The 18,155-nt window shown below is 71.3% G+C and carries 15 protein-coding genes; 7 read left to right on the top strand and 8 right to left on the bottom strand.

Annotation, left to right across the window (positions count from 1 at the left end; translation table 11 throughout):
* The first annotated feature begins 8 nt into the window (after positions 1 to 8).
* The 3 genes from ABZ848_RS25940 to ABZ848_RS25930 are packed head-to-tail and all read left to right on the top strand — an operon-like array spanning position 9 to position 4,629.
* Positions 9 to 716, top strand: coding sequence for an FMN-binding protein (locus ABZ848_RS25940; protein ID WP_360835697.1), 708 nt, complete (start codon positions 9 to 11; stop codon positions 714 to 716).
* A 10-nt stretch (positions 717 to 726) separates the two neighbouring features.
* The gene (locus ABZ848_RS25935; protein WP_360835695.1) at positions 727 to 1,470 is read left to right on the top strand and encodes an FAD:protein FMN transferase; all 744 of its coding nucleotides are present in this window, start codon (positions 727 to 729) and stop codon (positions 1,468 to 1,470) included.
* 42 nt (positions 1,471 to 1,512) lie between these two features.
* Positions 1,513 to 4,629: a BTAD domain-containing putative transcriptional regulator gene (locus tag ABZ848_RS25930; protein WP_360835693.1), complete on the top strand. Its 3,117-nt coding sequence runs from the start codon at positions 1,513 to 1,515 to the stop codon at positions 4,627 to 4,629.
* 136 nt (positions 4,630 to 4,765) lie between these two features.
* On the opposite strand, the gene ABZ848_RS25925 is transcribed toward ABZ848_RS25930, so the two are convergent.
* The 4 genes from ABZ848_RS25925 to ABZ848_RS25910 all read right to left on the bottom strand — a co-directional run bounded on the left by ABZ848_RS25925 (position 4,766) and on the right by ABZ848_RS25910 (position 9,623).
* On the bottom strand, positions 4,766 to 5,590 hold the full coding sequence (locus tag ABZ848_RS25925) for an ABC transporter permease (protein WP_360835691.1): 825 nt from the start codon (positions 5,588 to 5,590) through the stop codon (positions 4,766 to 4,768).
* Positions 5,587 to 6,549: an ATP-binding cassette domain-containing protein gene (locus ABZ848_RS25920; RefSeq protein ID WP_360835689.1), complete on the bottom strand. Its 963-nt coding sequence runs from the start codon at positions 6,547 to 6,549 to the stop codon at positions 5,587 to 5,589. The genes ABZ848_RS25925 and ABZ848_RS25920 overlap by 4 nt, the downstream gene beginning before the upstream one ends.
* Before the next feature lie 141 nt (positions 6,550 to 6,690).
* Entirely contained in the window at positions 6,691 to 8,769 is a 2,079-nt protein-coding gene (locus ABZ848_RS25915; RefSeq protein ID WP_360835687.1) for a glycosyltransferase family 39 protein, read from the bottom strand.
* Complete coding sequence (locus ABZ848_RS25910; protein WP_360835685.1) at positions 8,766 to 9,623, bottom strand: glycosyltransferase; 858 nt, start codon at positions 9,621 to 9,623, stop codon at positions 8,766 to 8,768. Before ABZ848_RS25910 ends, ABZ848_RS25915 begins: the two co-directional genes overlap by 4 nt.
* 236 nt (positions 9,624 to 9,859) lie before the next feature.
* Between ABZ848_RS25910 and ABZ848_RS25905 the strand changes: the two genes are divergently transcribed.
* From ABZ848_RS25905 to ABZ848_RS25895, 3 genes are read left to right on the top strand one after another with little or no spacing between them, the layout of a single operon-like run.
* A complete protein-coding gene (locus ABZ848_RS25905; RefSeq protein ID WP_360835683.1) occupies positions 9,860 to 10,990 on the top strand; it encodes an ABC transporter ATP-binding protein in 1,131 nt (376 codons plus the stop codon).
* Positions 10,987 to 11,694: an ABC transporter permease subunit gene (locus tag ABZ848_RS25900; RefSeq protein WP_360835680.1), complete on the top strand. Its 708-nt coding sequence runs from the start codon at positions 10,987 to 10,989 to the stop codon at positions 11,692 to 11,694. The genes ABZ848_RS25905 and ABZ848_RS25900 overlap by 4 nt, the downstream gene beginning before the upstream one ends.
* Positions 11,691 to 12,362, top strand: a complete 672-nt coding sequence (locus tag ABZ848_RS25895) for an ABC transporter permease (protein WP_360835678.1) — start codon at positions 11,691 to 11,693, stop codon at positions 12,360 to 12,362. Before ABZ848_RS25900 ends, ABZ848_RS25895 begins: the two co-directional genes overlap by 4 nt.
* A gap of 106 nt (positions 12,363 to 12,468) precedes the next feature.
* On the opposite strand, the gene ABZ848_RS25890 is transcribed toward ABZ848_RS25895, so the two are convergent.
* The 4 genes from ABZ848_RS25890 to ABZ848_RS25875 are packed head-to-tail and all read right to left on the bottom strand — an operon-like array spanning position 12,469 to position 16,705.
* The gene (locus ABZ848_RS25890) at positions 12,469 to 13,071 is read right to left on the bottom strand and encodes an ATP/GTP-binding protein (protein ID WP_360835676.1); all 603 of its coding nucleotides are present in this window, start codon (positions 13,069 to 13,071) and stop codon (positions 12,469 to 12,471) included.
* Entirely contained in the window at positions 13,058 to 13,474 is a 417-nt protein-coding gene (locus tag ABZ848_RS25885; RefSeq protein WP_360835674.1) for a DUF742 domain-containing protein, read from the bottom strand. Before ABZ848_RS25885 ends, ABZ848_RS25890 begins: the two co-directional genes overlap by 14 nt.
* A 43-nt stretch (positions 13,475 to 13,517) precedes the next feature.
* Positions 13,518 to 13,997 (bottom strand): roadblock/LC7 domain-containing protein, encoded by a 480-nt coding sequence (locus ABZ848_RS25880; protein ID WP_242764400.1) that lies wholly within the window; start codon positions 13,995 to 13,997, stop codon positions 13,518 to 13,520.
* Positions 13,994 to 16,705: an ATP-binding protein gene (locus ABZ848_RS25875; protein ID WP_360835672.1), complete on the bottom strand. Its 2,712-nt coding sequence runs from the start codon at positions 16,703 to 16,705 to the stop codon at positions 13,994 to 13,996. Before ABZ848_RS25875 ends, ABZ848_RS25880 begins: the two co-directional genes overlap by 4 nt.
* Positions 16,706 to 17,074: 369 nt before the next feature.
* Here ABZ848_RS25875 and ABZ848_RS25870 point away from each other — a divergent pair, with 369 nt between their 5' ends.
* A complete protein-coding gene (locus ABZ848_RS25870; protein ID WP_360835670.1) occupies positions 17,075 to 18,037 on the top strand; it encodes an ABC transporter substrate-binding protein in 963 nt (320 codons plus the stop codon).
* Positions 18,038 to 18,155: the final 118 nt, after the last annotated feature.

Below are 18,155 nucleotides of genomic sequence, written 5' to 3'. Positions count from 1 at the left end.
AAGACATCGTGAAGCGAGCCATACCCGTCGTCGTCCTCAGCATCGCGGGCCTGGTCCCGGTCTGGCGCTACGAACCGTCCGTCGGCGGTACGACGTCCACCGCGGAGTCGGCCTCGACGCCGTCCGCGTCCGCCTCCGCGGGCGGCACCACCTCGGGGACCGTCGTCAAGGGCACGACGGTCCAGACGGAGAAGGGCCCGGTGCAGGTCCAGGTGACCTTCTCCGGCGAGAAGATCACCGCGGTCAAGATGCTCCAGCAGCCGAACCACCCCCAGACCACGGCCGCCGTGCCGAAGCTGGTGGCGGAGACGCTCTCGGCCCAGAGCGCGGACATCGACACGGTGTCCGGAGCGACGATCACCAGCGAGGCCTACAAGAAGTCCCTCCAAGCGGCCATCGACGACAACGCCGAGTCGGCCTCGACCTCGTCGGCATCGCCATCGGCGTCCGCCGCGGCTTCGCAGACCGTCTCCGGCTCGACGGTGAACACCGACAAGGGCCCGGTGCAGGTGCAGGTCACCTTCTCGGGTGACAAGATGACCGCAGTGAAGATGCTCCAGCAGCCGAACCACCCCCAGACCACGGCCGCCGTGCCGGTGCTGATCTCGGAGACGCTGAAGGCGCAGAGCGCGGACATCGACACGGTGTCCGGGGCGACCATCACCAGCGACGGCTACAAGGAGTCCCTCCAGGCCGCGATCGACGCGAAGGGCTGAGGTACCGCACATGCTGCACCGCGTCGAACACGTCATGGGCTTCCCGGTCTCGCTGCGGGTCGACGACGAGGGCGTGCCCGAGTCGGCCGCGGACGCGGTCTTCGACTGGCTGCGCGAGGTCGACGCCCGCTTCAGCCCGTTCAAGCCCGACAGCGAGGTGTCCCGTTTCGGGCGGGGCGAGCTGGAGCGGCGGGAGCTGAGCCGCGATCTCGTCGAGGTCCTCGACCTGTGCGAGCACTACCGGGTCGCGACGGGCGGCGCGTTCGACGCACGGCTGCCGGGGCGCGGGCTCGACCCGTGCGCGGTGGTGAAGGGCTGGTCGGTACAGCGCGCGGCGGACCTGCTGCGCGCGTCCGGCGCCCGCCGTTTCATCCTGAACGCCGGGGGCGACGTGGCCGCCTCCGGCGGTCCCTGGCGAGTGGGGGTACGACACCCCGAACACGCCGACAAACTGTGCACGGTGCTGGCCCTGACGGACGGCGCGGTCGCGACGTCCGCCCGCTACGAGCGCGGCGACCACATCATCGACGGGCGTACGGGACTGCCGGCGACGGGTCTGCTGAGCCTGACGGTCGTGGCCCCGACCCTGACCGAGGCGGACTCGGTGGCCACGGCGGCCTTCGCGATGGGCGCCGAGGGCATCGAGTGGGCCGCCGCGCTGCCGGGGTGCGAGGTGTTCGCGGTGGATGGCGAGGGGCGGGTGCTGCGGACGGAGGGCTTCCCCACGGCGGGCGAGCGCTCGGCGGTCGCCTGATCCGTCCGCCTGACCTGTCCATCATCTGATTACCCTGACCCGGTGACCATCGAGCTGACGCTGCTGTCGACCGTCGCGTACCGGGGGCAGGAGATCACCGCACCCCGGTTGCGGGGGCTGCTCGCGCTGCTGGGCGGGGAGCTGCGGGCCGGGTGCGGTGTGGGGCGGCTGGTCGACGGGCTGTGGGCGGACGAGCGGCCCGAGAATCCCGGCAAGGCACTGCAGATCCTCGTGTCGCGGGCCCGTAAGCAGCTCGGCGCCGAGGTCATCGTCAGCACCCCCGCCGGTTACCGGCTCGGCCTCCGCGAGGACCAGGTCGACGCCTCGGCAGTGCTGCTGTTCGCCGCCGCGGCGGCCGACAAGGCGCGGGCCGGCGATCACGCGGGTGCGCTCGCCGAGGCGGAGGAGGGGCTCGCGCTGTGGGAGGGCGCCACGGTCGGTGAAGAAGCCGTACTCGGCGATCCCCTGGGCGAGTTGCGCGCCGAACGCGCCGGCACGCACCGGACGTTGACCCGCCTCCGTGCGCTCGCCCTCGCCCGCACCGGCCGCCGCGACCAAGCCGTCGGTCCCCTGGGCGACTTGGCCGCGTCCCAGCCCCACGACGAGGAAATCCTCCTGGAGTTGATGCGCTGTCAGACCGCCGCAGCCGCCCTCACCACATACGAGACCCACCGCCGTCGACTGCGCGACGAACTCGGCACCGATCCCGCGCCCGCCCTCCAGGAACTGCACCAGGAACTCCTGCGCGGCGAGGCCCCCGTCGTCCGGCGCGGGGTGCCGCACGAGCCCAACCCGCTGCTCGGCCGGGACGCCGACGTGGCCGCCGTGACCCGGCTGCTGCACAGCGCCCGCGTCACCTCGGTCGTCGGCCCGGGCGGCCTCGGCAAGACCCGCCTCGCGAGCGCCGTCGCCCGGGACGCCGAGCAGCGCGTCGTGCACCTGGTGCCGCTGGCCGGCGTCCGCGCCGACGCCGACGTCGCCGCCGAGGTCGCCTCCGCGCTGGGCGTCGGCGAGAGCCTGCGGCCCGGGGGTGCGGGGGATGCGATCAGCGGGATTCTGGGTGTCCTGGGCGGCGGGTCCGCCCTCCTGGTCCTCGACAACTGCGAGCAGGTCGTCCAGGGGGTCGCCGACCTCGTACGGACCCTGGTGTCCCGCACCCGGGACCTCCGCGTCCTCACCACCAGCCGTGCCCCGCTCGGCCTGACCTCCGAGACCGTCTACCCGCTCCCCGAACTCGACCCCGCCACCACCGTCGAGCTGTTCGAGCAGCGCGCCCGCGCCGCCCGCCCCGGCGTCGACCTGCCCGCCGACGCCGTGGCCGCCCTGTGCCGCCGCCTCGACGGCCTGCCGCTGGCCGTCGAACTCGCCGCCGCCCGGGTACGGGTGATGTCCGTCGCCGAGATCGCCCGCCGACTGGAGGACCGGTTCGCGCTCCTGCGGGGCGGCCCCAGGGACGCCCCGCAGCGCCACCGCACCCTGCACGCCGTCGTCGACTGGTCCTGGAACCTCCTCGACGAGGAGGCGCGCTCCGCGCTGCGCGCCCTGTCCGTCTTCCCGGACGGCTTCACCGCCGACGCCGCCGAGCAACTCATCGGCGCCTTCGAGGTGTTGGAGATCCTGGAGGAACTCGTCGGCCAGTCGCTGCTGAAGGCCGCGGACACCTCGTACGGCGTCCGCTTCCGCATGCTGGAGACGGTACGAGAGTTCGCCGCCGACCACCGGGAGCGGGCCGGGGAGGAGGCGGCCGTCACGGAGCGGTTCCTGGGCTGGGCAAGGCAGTTCGGGGTCGTCCACCATGACGCTCCCTTCGGCACCGACCCCCTCGCGTCCTGGCAGCTGATCCGCGCCGAGCAGGACAACCTCGTCCAGGCGCTGCGGCTCGCGCTCGCCCGGGACGACCTCGACACCGTCGCCGCGGTCACCGGCGTACTCGGCGCCCTGTGGACCACCGAGACCAACTACCCCCGCATGATCGCCCTCACCGAGGACACCGCCCGGCCCCTGTCCCACTACCGGCCCGCATCCGAGTACGTCGAACCGGCCCGCACCGCCGCCGCCCTGCTGACCGCGAGCCTCTTCCTGGGCGTCGGCCCGGGCGCCGTCCGCCCCCTGGCCGCCCTGCGCCGGCTGCCGCCCGCCGAACCGGACACGCTGGTGCGGGCCCTGGCGGCGGTGCTGGGTGCCGTGCCGGAGGTGCTCGCGGACCACGGCGCGCTGGCCCGCCTCTGCGACAGCGGGCAGCCGCTGCTCGCGGGCATCGCCAACTGCGTGGCCACCTACGTATGGGAGAGCGAGGACCGGCCCGACCTTGCCCTCGCCGCCGCCCGCCGGATGGTCGACGCGCTCGCCGGCGCGGACATCCCGGTGCTGCGGATCTGGCCCGCCTCCCGCCTCGCCGAACTGTGCTTGCAGACCGAGCGCGGCGGCGAGGCCCTGCCGCACATGCTGGGCGCGCTGGACGCCCTGGAGAGTCTCGGCGAGTGGAACGACACGATCGGTATGAGGTGGGGGCTCATGCTCGCCCACCTGCAGACCGGTGAACTCGACGCTGCCGAGCACTGGTTGGAGGAGGCCCTGCGCAACCAGCCGGAGGGCGCCGACCCGGATGCCTTCACCCCCGACCTGGGCGCCCGCGCCGAGATGGCCCTCGCGCGCGGCGACGTCGAGACGGGGCTGGGCCTGTGGCGCCGGGCGCTGGAGCGACTGGAGCACCGCCCCGCGCCCGTGGGGGACCAACTCCTCATGGACGGCTGGGTGTTGGAGCTCCAGTCGGTCGCCCTGACCGCACACGCCCGGCACGGCCGTACGGACCTGGTGGCGCCCCTGGCCGCGGCGCTGCCCGGCCGCCTCACCGCCCTGCTGGACCGGCCGACGGCCCCGCACCACGCCACCGTCGACTTCCCGGTCTGCGGCGCGCTCCTCCTCGCCCTCGGCGCGGTCGCCCTGGCCGACGGCGACGGGGCTCGCGGTGCCCGCCTGACCGGCCTCGCCGAACGCTTCCGCGCCCTGCGCAACTTCCAGCCCACGATGTCCTCGGCCCGCGCCCGCGAGGCGGCCGCGAACGCCGACAAGGTGGCCTACGAGGACGCGGTGTCCACGTACGCCGCCCTGGACGGGGAGGGGCTGCGGGCCGCGGCCCGCACCGCGGTCACAGCCTGACCGGCAGACTCAGCAGGTGGAAGCCGTCGCCGGGCGAGTGCCCGAGGCCGGCCAGGACCGCGTGGGGTTCTCGACGAGTTCGGGGGTGGGGTGCACGGCGTCTGCCATAGCAACTGCCCTTCTGGTGACGGGGTGTTCAGTGGGTGTCGCGGTCGAATAGGCGCAGGGACCAGACGAAGCCGAGGATCACGATCGCCAGGCTCCAGGCCACGGCGAGCCAGCCGTTGTGGCCGATGCCGGTGCCGGTCAGCAGGCCGCGGACGGTCTCGATGACCGCGGTGAAGGGCTGGTACTCGGCGAACCAGCGGATCCAGGACGGCATCGAGTCGACCGGCACGAAGGTGCTGCTGACGAAGGGCAGCAGGAAGGAGATCGGCAGCGGGGCGTTGCTCGCGCCCTCGGGTGTCTTGCTGATCAGTCCCAGGGCGACCGCGAGCCAGGTCAGTCCGAGGACGAAGAGGAGGAGCAGCCCGCAGGCCGCCAGCCACTCCAGGGGGTTCGCGTTCGGCCGGAAGCCGATGGCGAGGGCGACAGCGGTGACCAGGACCAGGTTGATCACGGTCTGGATGACGCTGCCGACCACGTGGCCGACCAGGATCGATGCCCGGGAGACCGCCATCGTGCGGAAGCGGGCGACGATGCCCTCGGTCATGTCCGTGCACACGGCGACCGCGGTCGGGATGGATCCGGCGCCGGCGGTCATCAGCAGGATGCCGGGCACGAGGTAGGACAGGTATGCGGTGCGGTCGCCGCCCTGGCCGATTCCGGCGCCGAGCGCGGAGCCGAAGACGTACACGAACAGGAGCAGCAGGAAGACGGGGATCAGTGCGACCTGGAGGGTCATGGAGGGGTAGCGGCGGGCGTGCAGGAGGTTGCGGCGGAGCATGGTGCGGGAGTCGCGCAGGTGGAGGTTCGGGACGGCGTTCCTGGTCACCGGGTTCGGGACGGTGGTCGTGGTCATCGGGTCTGCACCTTCTCGTGCTCGGGGCGGCCGGTGACCGCGAAGAAGACGTCGTCGAGGTCGGGGGTGTGGACGGTGAGCGAGTCGACGCCCACCGAGGCGTTGTCGAGGGCGTCCAGCAGGGCGCGCAGGGTGTGGACGCTGCCGTCGCCCGGGACCTGGAGGGTGAGCGCCTCGTCGTCCCGCTGTCCGATGCCCAACACATGCGCTGCGCGGGCGAGTTCGGCCGGATCGAGGAAGCGGAGCCGGACATGCCCGCCGGGGACCAGGCGCTTGAGTTCGTCCGGGGTGCCCTCGGCGACGATCCGGCCGCCGTTCAACACCGCGATACGGTCGGCGAGTTGGTCGGCCTCCTCCAGATACTGAGTGGTGAGGAAGACCGTCACCCCGTCGGCGACCAGCTCGCGGACGATCTGCCACACGGCGTGCCGGGAGCGTGGGTCGAGACCGGTCGTCGGCTCGTCCAGGAAGATCACCTCGGGGGAGCCGATCAGCGTCATCGCGATGTCGAGGCGCCGCCGCATGCCGCCGGAGTAGGCGGAGGCGGGCTTCTTCGCGGCGTCCACCAGGTCGAAGCGTTCGAGGAGCCCGGCGATGACACGGCGGCCCTCGGCGCGGTCCAGGTGGTGCAGGTCCGCCATCAGGGCCATGTTCTCCTCGCCGGTGATCAGGTTGTCGACGGCGGAGAACTGGCCGGTGACGCCGATCGCGGCCCGCACGGACTGGGGGTCGGCGGCCAGGTCGTGCCCGGTGACGCGGGCGGTGCCGGCGTCGGCGCGGATCAGGGTGGAGAGGATCTGGACGGTGGTGGTCTTGCCGGCGCCGTTCGGGCCGAGGAGGGAGAAGACCGTGCCTCGGGGGACGCGCAGGTCGATGCCGTCGAGGACGAGCTTGTCGCCGTATGCCTTGCGGAGGCCGGTCGCCTCGATGGCCGGTGTCGTCGGGTGCGTCGGGTTCATGCCGCAGAGCGTGCCGGGGGCCGGATTCAGGGCGGCTTCACGGCGGTTTCGGTGGCGGGGGTGCGGTGGAACCGAAGAAGGGCGGGCCGCCGGCAGGGGAGTCCGGCGGCCCGCCCGCTTGGGGTGGGGGATAGGGAGGGGTCAGCTCACGTCGGAGGCGTCCAGGCGGTAGAGGCCGCTGTAGGCGCTCACGGCCGTGCCGTGCTTCTTGACCCAGGTCGAGATCTCCGAGTTGGTGGACTGGCCGCCGTTGCTGCTGACCACGATGTAGTGGAGCTTGCCCGACTTCACCAGGCTCTTCAGCTTGGCCAGGGTCATCGCGTTGTCGCTGCCGGACCAGCCACCCATGGAGATGACCGGCTGGCCGGACTCCAGGATGATCGAGGACGCGGTCTGGTCGGTGGCCACCGCCACGAGCCAGGTGGCGCCGTCCTGGTGCTTCTTGAGGTACGTGATCATCGCGGAGCTGACGTCACCGCCCATGCCGCCGCCCGTGCCTCCGGCGGTCTGACCGGTCTGCGACTCGCTGCTGCTTTCGGTGCCGGTGCTGCTCGTACCGGTCGGCGGCTGCCCCGTGGACTGCCCCGAACTGCCGGACCCGCTGGGCGCGTTGCCGGTCGGCGCGCTGCCGCTCTTGCTGCCGCTCGGGCCGCCGCCCATGCCGCCGCCACCGCCCATGCCGCCACCGGTGCTGGGACCGGCCGTCGGGTTCGTGCCGTTGGTGCTCGCGGTCGTCGCCGCCGAGACCGAGTAGGCCGCCGGACCGGCGAGCAGCGCCACGATCGCCGCCAGTGCCGCGAAGCCGACCAGCTTCTGCCGCTTCATGAACCGCCCGGCCAGCAGACCGAGGACGGCCGCCGCACCCGCGACCCCGACCACGATCTCCGCGACCGTGTAGAGCGTTCCCGAACCGGAGACCCGCTGGAGCAGGACGACCGCCCAGACCGCGCTGACCGCGATCGCACCCGGCAGCACCCAGCCCCACTTCGCGACCGAGCCCTCCTTGAAGGCGCGGTACAGCATGACCCCGCCGGCACCGGCCAGCGCCGCGATGCCCGGGGCCATGGCGGTGACGTAGTACGGGTGGAAGGTGCCCTCGGCGAGGGAGAAGGTCAGGTAGTGCAGGACGAACCAGCCGCCCCAGAGCATCAGGGCCGCGCGCTTGGCGTCCGTGCGGGGCGCCCGGCCGCGCAGCGCCAGGCCGCCGATCAGGGCGATGGCCGCGAAGGGGATCAGCCAGGAGATCTGGCCGCCCATGATGTCGTTGAACATCCGGTAGAAGCCCGAACTCCCGCCGAAGCTCGCCCCGTTGCCCTGCGAGCCGACCGAGGAGCTCGCCCCGAAGATCCGGCCGAAGCCGTTGTAGCCGATGACCAGGTCCCACACGGTGTTGTCGGTCGAGCCGCCGATGTAGGGGCGCGAGGAGGCGGGGATCAGGTCGACGACCACCATCCACCAGGCGCTGGAGGCGATCAACGCCACCGTGCCGACGGCCAGGTTGCGGATGCGGCGGCCCAGGGAGGCGTTCGCGGCCCACAGGTACACCAGGAAGAACGCGGGCAGGACGACGTACGCCTGCATCATCTTGGTGTTGAACGCGAAGCCGATCGCGACGCCGGACCACACCAGCGGCATCAGTCGTCCGGTGCGCACGGCCTTCAGCAGCGCGGCGGCGCCGAGCAGCATCAGGAAGACCAGGATCGGGTCCGGGTTGGTGTCGCGGTTGATGGCGACGGTGATCGGCGTGAGGGTCAGGGTCAGGGCGGCGATCGTGCCCGCGACGACTCCGAAGTCCCGCTTGACGAGCCGGTACAGCAGGGCCACCGAGCCCGTGCCCACGGCCACCATCGGCAGCATCAACTGCCAGGTGCCGTAACCGAACACGCGGGCCGACAGGCCCATCACCCACAGGGCGAACGGCGGTTTGTCGACGGTGATGAAGCTGCCGGAGTCCAGGGCGCCGAAGAAGAACGCCTTCCAGCTCTTGGTGCCGGAGTAGACGGCCGCGTTGTAGAAGGTGTTGCCGGTGATGGAGGAGAGGTTCCAGGCGTACAGGGCCGTGGCCAGGACGAGGATCGCCCACAGTGCGGGGCGGGCCCAGCGCGGGTCCTCGGGGGCGCCGGCGAACAGCCTTCTCATCCGGGTCGCGGGCGGCGGAGTGGCGGCCCGGTGCCTGCCCTCCTGGGCGGGCGGTGCGGGCGGCGGGGCGAGGGTCGTCATGACGCGTACTCCAGGTGGTGAGAGTCGTTCGCCCCAACGGGCAGGATTCCAGGGGTGGTTCGGGCGGCCGGCACCTGCGGTGTGCTGGTCCGCCTGGGTACGGCGATGCGGGTACGGCCGGTCACGGTGGCGTGGAGCATCCGGCGCATGCCCTTGAGGTCGTCGAGGGCGGTGCGGACGATGTCGACGCGGCTGTCGGGGTCGTCGGTCCAGTCGACCGGCACCTCGTGGATGCGCAGCCCGTTGCGCTGGGCGAGGACCAGGAGTTCGGTGTCGAAGAACCAGGCGGTGTCCTCGATGTGCGGGGCGAGCGCCCGGAAGACGTCCGTGCGGACGGCCTTGAAGCCGCACTGCGCGTCCGAGAAGCGGGCGCCGAGGCCGGCCTTGAGGAGCAGGTTGTAGGAGCGGGAGATGAACTCCCGCTTGGCGCCGCGCGCCACGTCCGACTGGCGGTGCAGGCGGCTGCCGATGGCGAGGTCGCTGTGCCCGGACAGCAGCGGCGCGACCAGCGGCAGGAAGCCCTCCAGACCGGTGGAGAGGTCGACGTCCATGTAGGCGACGACGTCCGCGGTGGACTCGGACCACACCTGCCTGAGGGCGCGGCCCCGGCCCTTGGCCGCGAGGTGCACGGCGTGCACATGGGGGAGCCGGAGGGTCAGGTCCGTCGCCTCCGCCCAGGTGCCGTCCGTGCTCGCGTTGTCGGCGATCGTGATCCGGAACGGGAACGGGAAGGACTCTTCGAGGTATGCGTGGAGACGGCCGACGCTGTCGGCGAGGACGCGCGCCTCGTTGTGGACCGGCACCACGACCTCGACCGACCTGCGCCGGACGCCTCCCGCGTTCGTTTCGCTCATGAGGACGACCATCGGGTCCGTCGCTGTGGGATCCCTGAGCGGCTTCTGAGGGGCCGGTGAGAATCAGCGGACTCACAGGTCCGCCACAGGGGACTGAGGACGGATCCCCAGGCCGGGGGCCCGGAAGGGCGGTTCGCCCGGGCGCCTGAATCCAGCCATGCACTGGAGGAAGTGGTGAAACAAAAGAGGTCTAGACTCAGCCACCAACGGTCCAGACCCGAAGGGTATTCGGCGCTTTGATACGGATAGATTCAGTCACCAAGCGGTACCCCGACGGCACGGTGGCGGTCGACAACCTCTCCCTGGAGATACCCGACCGGTCGATCACCGTCTTCGTCGGCCCCTCGGGCTGCGGCAAGACGACGACCCTGCGGATGATCAACCGGATGATCGAGCCGAGCGAGGGCACGATCACCATCGACGGCAAGGACATCACGCAGCAGCCGGTCAACACCCTGCGCCGGTCCATGGGTTACGTCATCCAGAACGCCGGTCTGTTCCAGCACCGCACGATCATCGACAACATCGCCACCGTGCCCCGGCTGCTCGGCTGGGACAAGTCGAAGGCCCGCGCGCGGGCCCGGGAGCTGATGGAGCGGGTCGGCCTCGACGGCTCGCTCGCCAAGCGGTACCCGTACCAGCTCTCCGGCGGCCAGCAGCAGCGCGTCGGCGTGGCCCGGGCGCTCGCCGCGGACCCGCCGGTACTGCTGATGGACGAGCCCTTCTCCGCCGTCGACCCGGTCGTACGCAAGGGGCTGCAGGACGAACTCCTGCGCATCCAGGACGAGTTGGGCAAGACCATCGTCTTCGTCACGCACGACATCGACGAGGCCGTGAAGATCGGCACGATGGTCGCCGTGATGCGCACCGGCGGCCACCTCGCCCAGTTCGCGCCGCCCGCCGAGCTGCTGTCCGACCCGGCCGACGCCTTCGTGGAGGACTTCCTCGGCGCCGACCGTGGCATCCGCCGGCTGTCCTTCTTCTCCTCGGCCGGCCTCGCCCTGCTCACCACCCCGATCGTGGCCGTCGACGCCACCGCCGAGCAGATCGCCGCCCGCACCTCCAAGGACGTCCCCTACCTCCTCGTAACCGATGTGAACGGCAAGCCCCTCGGCTGGAGCGAGCCCGCGCGGCTGACCGCCGGGGCCGTGGACCCGGCCCAACTGCTGCCTTACGGACGGCCGTTCGAGCACGGCAAGGAGTCGCTGCGCGCCGCGCTCGACGGTGCCGTGCTCTCGCCGACCGGCTGGGCCGTCGCGGTCGGGGCCGACGGCCGGGTGACCGGCGTGGTCTCGCAGCAGACCATCGGCGAGGCCATCCGCGCCGCGCACGCCGAGGGCCACAGCGGCGAGAAGGTCGCCGGATGAACGGCCTCTTCGACATACCGAGCGACCTGCAGAACACGTACTGGGGTCTGGTCGGCCTGCATCTGCGCCTCGCCCTGATCCCGGTCGTGGGCGGACTCCTGGTGGCCCTGCCGATCGCCCAACTGTGCGTACTGCTGCGCTGGTTGTACCCACCGGTCCTCTGGGTGACGACGATCCTGTACGCCATCCCCTCCCTGGCCTTCTTCGTCGTCCTCATCGACTACACCGGCCAGAGCGAACTGACCGTGATGATCCCGCTCGGCGTCTACAGCCTGGTGGTGTTCGTCCCGGCCATCGTCGACGGCGTCCGCTCGGTCCCCCAGGAGACCCTCGACGCCGCCACCGCGATGGGCCTCGGGCCCGTACGCCGCTACTTCCAGGTCCAGTTGCCCATCGCCGCACCCGCGATCATCGCCGGCCTCCGGGTCGCCACGGTCTCCAGCATCTCCCTGGTGAGCGTCGGCATGCTGATCGGCAACCAGGGCGGCCTCGGCAACCTCCTCAACGACGGGATGATCTACCACCAGCCCCGCCTGGTCTGGCTCTCCGTCATCGGCACCGCGGTCCTGGCCATCCTCGCCGACGCCCTCCTCGTCCTGGTCCGCGTCCTGGTGACCCCCTGGATGCCGCGCGGCACCCGCAAGCCCCGTCCCGTCGACGAACCCGAACCGATGCAGATCGCCCTGGAGGACGCCGCCCGATGAACGTCCTCCACTTCATCAACGCCTTCTTCAGCGACAACGCCCACTGGCACGGCTACGACGGCATCCCCACCCGCCTGCGCGAGCACATCCAGTACTCCCTGACCGCCCTGGCGATCGCCGCCGCCATCGGCCTCCCGGCCGGCCTGATCACCGGCCACACCGGCCGCGGCGGCAACAGCGTGGCCTTCGTCGCCACGGCGGGCCGCGCCCTCCCCAGCTTCGGCCTCCTGGTCCTGATGTTCGTCCTGCTGGGCCTGGGCCTGACCCCCGTGATGATCCCCCTGGTGGTCCTCGCCGTCCCCCCGATCCTGGTCACCACATACGAGGCGGTACGCTCCGTCGACCCGTCCCCGGTCGACGCGGCCCGCGGCATGGGCATGGCCGAGTCAAGGGTCCTCTTCCAGGTAGAACTCCCGGTGGCCCTCCCCCTGATCCTCAGCGGCCTACGCTCAGCAGCCATCCAGATCGTCTCGACGGCAACGATCGCGGCATACGTCTCACTGGGCGGCCTCGGCCGCTACATCGTGGACGGCCTCTACCAGCGCAACTACGAGAAGGTGGTGGGCGGCGCGACCCTGGTCGCCGTCCTGGCCCTACTCACACTGGGCTTCTTCGGCCTGGTGGCCCGCTTGACCGTGTCACCCGGGGTACGCAGAAGCGCCCCTTGAGGGGCGCGGGGCTGCATTCGATTTGCGGCTACCGCCGCGCGGGCGCGACAAGCCCCCACCGGCCCGCAGTCAAAAACGGACCGATGGGGGCTTGTTTCTTACGGCGTCACCCTTGGCTACGAGCCAGCGCAAGCTCCAGCACAACCAGCAGAGCGTCCCGCACAGATCCCCGCTCCCGCGCATCGAACACCAGCACCGGCACCCGCTCGGCGACATCCAGCGCCCACCGAACCTCCTCCAGCGTGTGCTCGACCTTCCCGTCGAACGCGTTGACGGCCACGGCAAACGGAATCTGCCGATGCTCGAAGTAGTCCACGGCGGCATAACAGTCGTCGAGCCGCCGCGTGTCGACGATCACGAGACCACCCACCGCGCCCTCGACGATGTCGTCCCACATGAACCCGAACCGCTCCTGCCCGGGCGTCCCGAACAGATACAGCTTCAGCGTCGGGTCGATGGTGATGCACCCGAAGTCCATCGCCACCGTGGTCGTGGTCTTGCGCGGAGTATGGCTGAGGTCGTCCACACCGGCCGCGACCTCGGTGATCGCGGCCTCCGTGGTCAGCGGCTCGATCTCGGAGATGGAGCCGACGGCGGTGGTCTTGCCCACGCCGAAGCCGCCCGCGATCACCATTTTGACCGGCAGCGGCGGTCGCACGGCGGCCACCGGAGCGGCCGCGAAGGTGGCGGCCGGTTCAGTCGGAGTCACGGAGTACCCCTCGGGAGTCGGGTATGGCACGCAGGGCGTCGATGACCCTGCGCAGGACGGTGGCGTCGTGCGTGACGCCGGAGTCGGGGACGTGCACCACGAGGTGCCCGGCGGCGCGCAGGTCCTCGGCGAGGACCCGTACGACGTTGAGATGAAGCCGCAGCCGGGCCGCGAGCTCCGCGATGGACTGCGGCTGCCGGCAGGCGGCGACGATGTCGTGCTGCTCGAAGGAGAGCTTGTCGAGCACGGCGAGACCCTCGGCGGTGGCCACCACCTGGGTCTCGACGGGCACCGGCCGGCCGGCCGCGGTGGGCGCCACCCGGCCGGCGGTGACCAGGAACGGCCGTACGGCGGGGGCGGGGCCGACCGGGTCCGGGCCCGGAGGTGGGTTGCCGTCCGCCATGAGGTTGTCCGTCTCTCGGTTTCTCGGTCTCTCTGTCTCTTGGTCAGAGCGCGGTCGGGGAGCCGACGCTGTTCTTCAGCGCGAGCACGAGCTGCGGGCTGAGCGCGGTGCCGGCCCGGTTGGCGAACAGCGTCATCTCGTAGGCGATGTTGCCCAGCTTGGCCTCCTTGTCGGTGACCACGCCGAGCACGGCGCCGCTGCCGATCGCGGAGACCAGGACATGGCCGCCCTCCAGGTCGATGATGACCTTGTTGAGGCCGCCCAGACCGTAGTTGCCGGACGCGCCGGCGGCCAGGCTGGTGATGCCGGAGACGATCGCGGCCAGCCGTTCGGAGTCGGCGTGCTCGCGCAGCTCGGACACGGCGATGAGCAGTCCGTCGGAGGACACCGCGATGGCGTCGACGACGCCTGCGGTCTCGGTCGCGAAACGGTTCAGCAGCCAGGTGAAGTCGGCTGCCGCGGCCTGCAGTTCGGCCGGCGTGGTGGCTCCCGAGGGGGGAGTGTCACCTGTCGACGTACTCACTGCTCGGCTCCTTCCGGGAGGTGGTTCTGGTCGTGCGGGTCGGGGGTGGGGCGGTCGCCGGACCGGCCGGCGTCGTCGTCGGCCGTGGCGCGGCTGTCGCGGTTGGCCCGGGCGACGGCCGCCTCGAACTCGTCGAGCGTGTCCCGGACGGCGGCCGCGTCGGCGGGCCGTGCGACCTGCCGGGACGCCTGCTGGGCGGCGTCGACGGTGGTGCGCAGGGTGGCCCCGCGGACCCGGCGGCGCAGCGGGCGTGCGGAGCCGTCGCCGGGGGGCACGGCTCCGGTCGGGGACGAGCCGGACGGCACTGGCCCACCCGCCCTGACCTCGAAAGACGATACCGGCTCAGCAAGCCCGCCGACCCGCCCGGGGGTTGAATCATCGGACCGGGCGTGGGCCACACCGGCTTCTTCGGTACGGGCCTGGGGGATGAAGGGGGCCGAGTCGACACCGGACGCGGTGTCCGGCGCGGCCTCCGCGTCCGTCTCCCGGCGTGGCACGCGGCGCGGCAGCGGGCTCGGTCGGCCGTCGGTGGTGGTGTCGTGCGGCAAGCCGGTGTTCTCCTCGACGGCGGACGAGGGCCGGGGGCCGGACGCGTCGGCCGGTGCGTCGTCACCGCGGTCGGCCCACGAGGGCACGGTCGGTCCGCCGGAAGTCCGGGCCGCAGCCGCCGTACCACTGGTGGCCTGCGCGCCCACGGAACCGCCGGAGGCAACCCCCACCGGGCTCATCGCCAGCAGCAGCGCGGACGGCACCGTCACCTCCGCCGTCACGCCACCGCCCGGTGTGCGGGACAGGGCGACGGTGACGTCCCAGCGGCGGGCCAGCGTGCCGACCACGAACAGACCGAGCACCTTCGTCGGTACGACGTCCAGGCGCTCGCGGCGGATGAGGCGCGCGTTCTCCTCGGCCAGCCGCTCGGCGCCCATGCCGAGGCCGTGGTCGGCGATCACGATCGTCGCCCCGCCCGGGGACTCCTCGGGCGAGGAGTCCTTGACGTACACCTCGACGGGGCTGCCCACCGGCGAGAACGACACGGCGTTCTCGAGGAGTTCGGCCACCATCAGGGTCAGGTCGCCGATGATGTCGGGCTCGACCATGACCTCGGTGCGCGCGTGCAGCTGCACCCGCTGGAAGCCCTCGATCTGGCCGAGCGCGGCCCGTACGACGTTGGTGAGCGCGGTGGGCCCGGAGTGGAGGACCGTCTCGCGGATCCCGGCGAGCAGCATCAGGCTGTCGGCGTTGCGGCGCAGACGGACGGCGATGTGGTCGATGGAGTAGAGGCGCTCCAGGATCGCCGGGTCGGTCTCGCCGCGCTCCACCGCGTCGATCAGCGCGAGCTGACGCGTCGTCAGGTTGCTGACGCGGCGGCCGACGTTGCCGAACATCTCGGCCACGTTGCGCCGGCTGAGCACCTGCCGCTCCAGCAGCGCGATCGCGGTGGTCTGCACGCGGTTGAACACCTCGGCCAGCGCTCCGATCTCGTCGTTCGCGGTGACCGGCATCTCCCGCAGCTTCGGCGGGCTGTCGTCCTCGGCGTCGTCGTCGGCCACCCGGGCCAGCTCGCGCCCGGCCACGTCGGCGACCTCCTGGGCCGCGCCGGTGAGGGCCATGACGGGCCGGACCACCGAGCGGCGCACGATGATCGAGAAGGCGATCCAGAGCGCGAAGCCGAGCAGACCGATGTTCAGCAGCAGCCCGGCCCGCCAGGTGGCGTCGCTGGAGGAGGCGTCGGCGCGGTCGGCGATCTGGTCGATGAGCGAGGAGGTGATCCGCAGCCGGCTCTCCGCCTGCTGCGGATAGGCCGGGTAGTCGCCCAGCGCGTCCTTGAAGGCCGCCTTGATCTCGGCCGGCGTCTCGGCCTGCAGGGTGCCGGGCGCGACCTGGAGTTCGGCGTACGCCTCGGAGATCTCCCGCATGGCGGCGGTGTGTTCGACGCCGGTGAGCTCGTCCGCCTGGTCCTCGCTGGCGAACCGGCCGAAGCGCTGGGCCTGGTTCTCGTAGAGCTCGTACGCCCCGACGGCGGTCGTGAACTCGATCAGCGCGTTGGTGTCACCGGTCGTCGCGGAGAACACGCCGGTCTCGAAGGAGCCGTGCGCGGCGTCGGCGCGCAGCAGCGAGTCGAGGAGGTTGCCGGTGAAGGTGGCCGCGAGCTCGGCGTTGCGGTCCAGGCCCAGACCGTCGATGAGGGTTCTGGCAGCGTTGTCGTACGCGGGGTCGATGTTGCTCGCGGGCAGATAGCTCTGCTCGACGGTCCCGCGGAGGCTGGTGAGGCCCTCGACCTCCTTCAGCGCCTGCGCCTCGCTGTCCGGCAGCTCGTCGCCGAAGGTGTCGCGCACCCGCGCGATCTGCGCGTCCACGCCCTGCTGCGCCCTGCGGTAGGCGGCGAGCGTGGACTCGGTGCCCTGGCCGCCCGCCTCGTAGCGCACGGAGAGCAGGATCGCCAGCTGGTGCTCGCTCTCCACCTTGTTGACCAGCGAGGCCACCTGCTCGCTGTCGCGCACGAGGTCCGCGGCGGAGGCCGCGTCGCGTGCCTGGCTCACCTGGTCGGCGATGAGATAGGAGAGCAGGACGGCCACAACGGTCAGCGGCACGCCGACCAGGAGGTTGAGCTTGCGCCTGAACGTCCACCGGTCGGCGAGCCCGCGTATGCCGCGCCGTGGCGACGGCGGGGCGGGCCGGGCGGTCGCGTCCACCTCTTTCGTGGACACCGGGCCTCCTTCACAGGGGATCTCATCGCGCGGGACGATGTGACGCCACGCATGACCGAATCTGATCGATGAAGATATCGTGGAAAATGGTGCGCGATGGCACCGAAGCGGCCCCCGCCCACCGCTGTTACCGACGCCAACTGCGGTGAGACTACCGCCTCATGGAACGATCATGGGCGTCGCCCTACGTCAAGAATCCGTTACAAAGCGCGGCCGGATCACCCGCGGCCCGTTCACACTGCATTCACAACTGATCACGCATTGAGGCCAATTGGTGACCCGGCTGCTCTTGACTGAGTAAGAACAGGCTGGATTGGATCAGTTCCAGAGCTTCCTTCTCATCAATCCCCCGAGTCCGGAACGGGAATCGTGAACTCCAACGCCCCACGCAGCAGGTCCATCAAGAGCTACTCCGCGACGGCCGTCGCGCTCGCCGCGACCACGGCCCTGCTGGCGGGATGTGGTTCCTCCAACGACGACAGCTCCTCCGACCCGCTGCAGGGCGGCGGGAAGTCCGACAGCAAGACCGTCGTCGTCGGCTCCAACAACTTCGCCGAGAGCATCCTGATCGCCGACATCTACGGCGAGGCACTCAAGGCCAAGGGAGTCAAGGTCACCTACAAGCCGAACATCGGCAGCCGCGAGACCACGTACGGCCTGCTGAAGAACGGCTCCATCACGGTGCTGCCCGAGTACAACGGCGCACTGCTCGCCTACCTCGACCCGAAGGCCACGCCGAAGACGGTCGAGGCCACCACGGCCGCGATCGAGGCCAAGCTGGACTCGAAGCTGACGCTCCTCGACCCGGCCTCCGCGCAGGACAAGGACTCGGTGACGGTCAACAAGGCCACCGCCGACAAGTACAACCTGACCTCCGAGTCCAGCATCGCGGACCTCAAGAGCATCGCGAAGGACCTGACCATCGGGGCCTCGCCGGAGTTCCAGACCCGGCAGCAGGGCCTGGTCGGCCTGAAGTCGGTCTACGGTCTGACGTTCAAGGGCTTCAAGGCGCTGGACGCGGGCGGCCCGCTGACCCAGGCGGCGCTGACGAAGAACACGGTGCAGGCCGCGGACCTCTTCACCACGGACCCGACCATCACCAAGGAGAAGCACGTCGTCCTCCAGGACCCGAAGAACCTCTTCGGCTTCGAGAACGTGCAGCCCCTCGTCTACAAGAGCGGCCTGTCCTCGGAGGGCGTCGCCGCCCTGAACGCGGTCTCCGCCAAGCTCGACACCAAGGCCCTGCTGGACCTGGACTCCCAGGTCCAGCTCGACAACAAGGACCCGCTGGACGTCGCCAAGGCCTGGCTGAAGTCGGTCGGCCTGGGCTGACCCGGGCCCCACGGACACACCGGCGCGGGGGGGGCGCGGCGCTCGAGGGGGCCCCCCCCCCCCCCCCGGGCCCCTCGACCCCCACAATGGGCACCGCGACGTGGACGGCGCTGGGGTA

Source organism: Streptomyces sp. NPDC047081 (genome assembly GCF_040643775.1).
In the GTDB taxonomy this organism is placed as follows: domain Bacteria; phylum Actinomycetota; class Actinomycetes; order Streptomycetales; family Streptomycetaceae; genus Streptomyces.
Note: the sequence above shows the minus strand (reverse complement) of the source record. Positions and strands in the feature narration are given on the sequence as shown.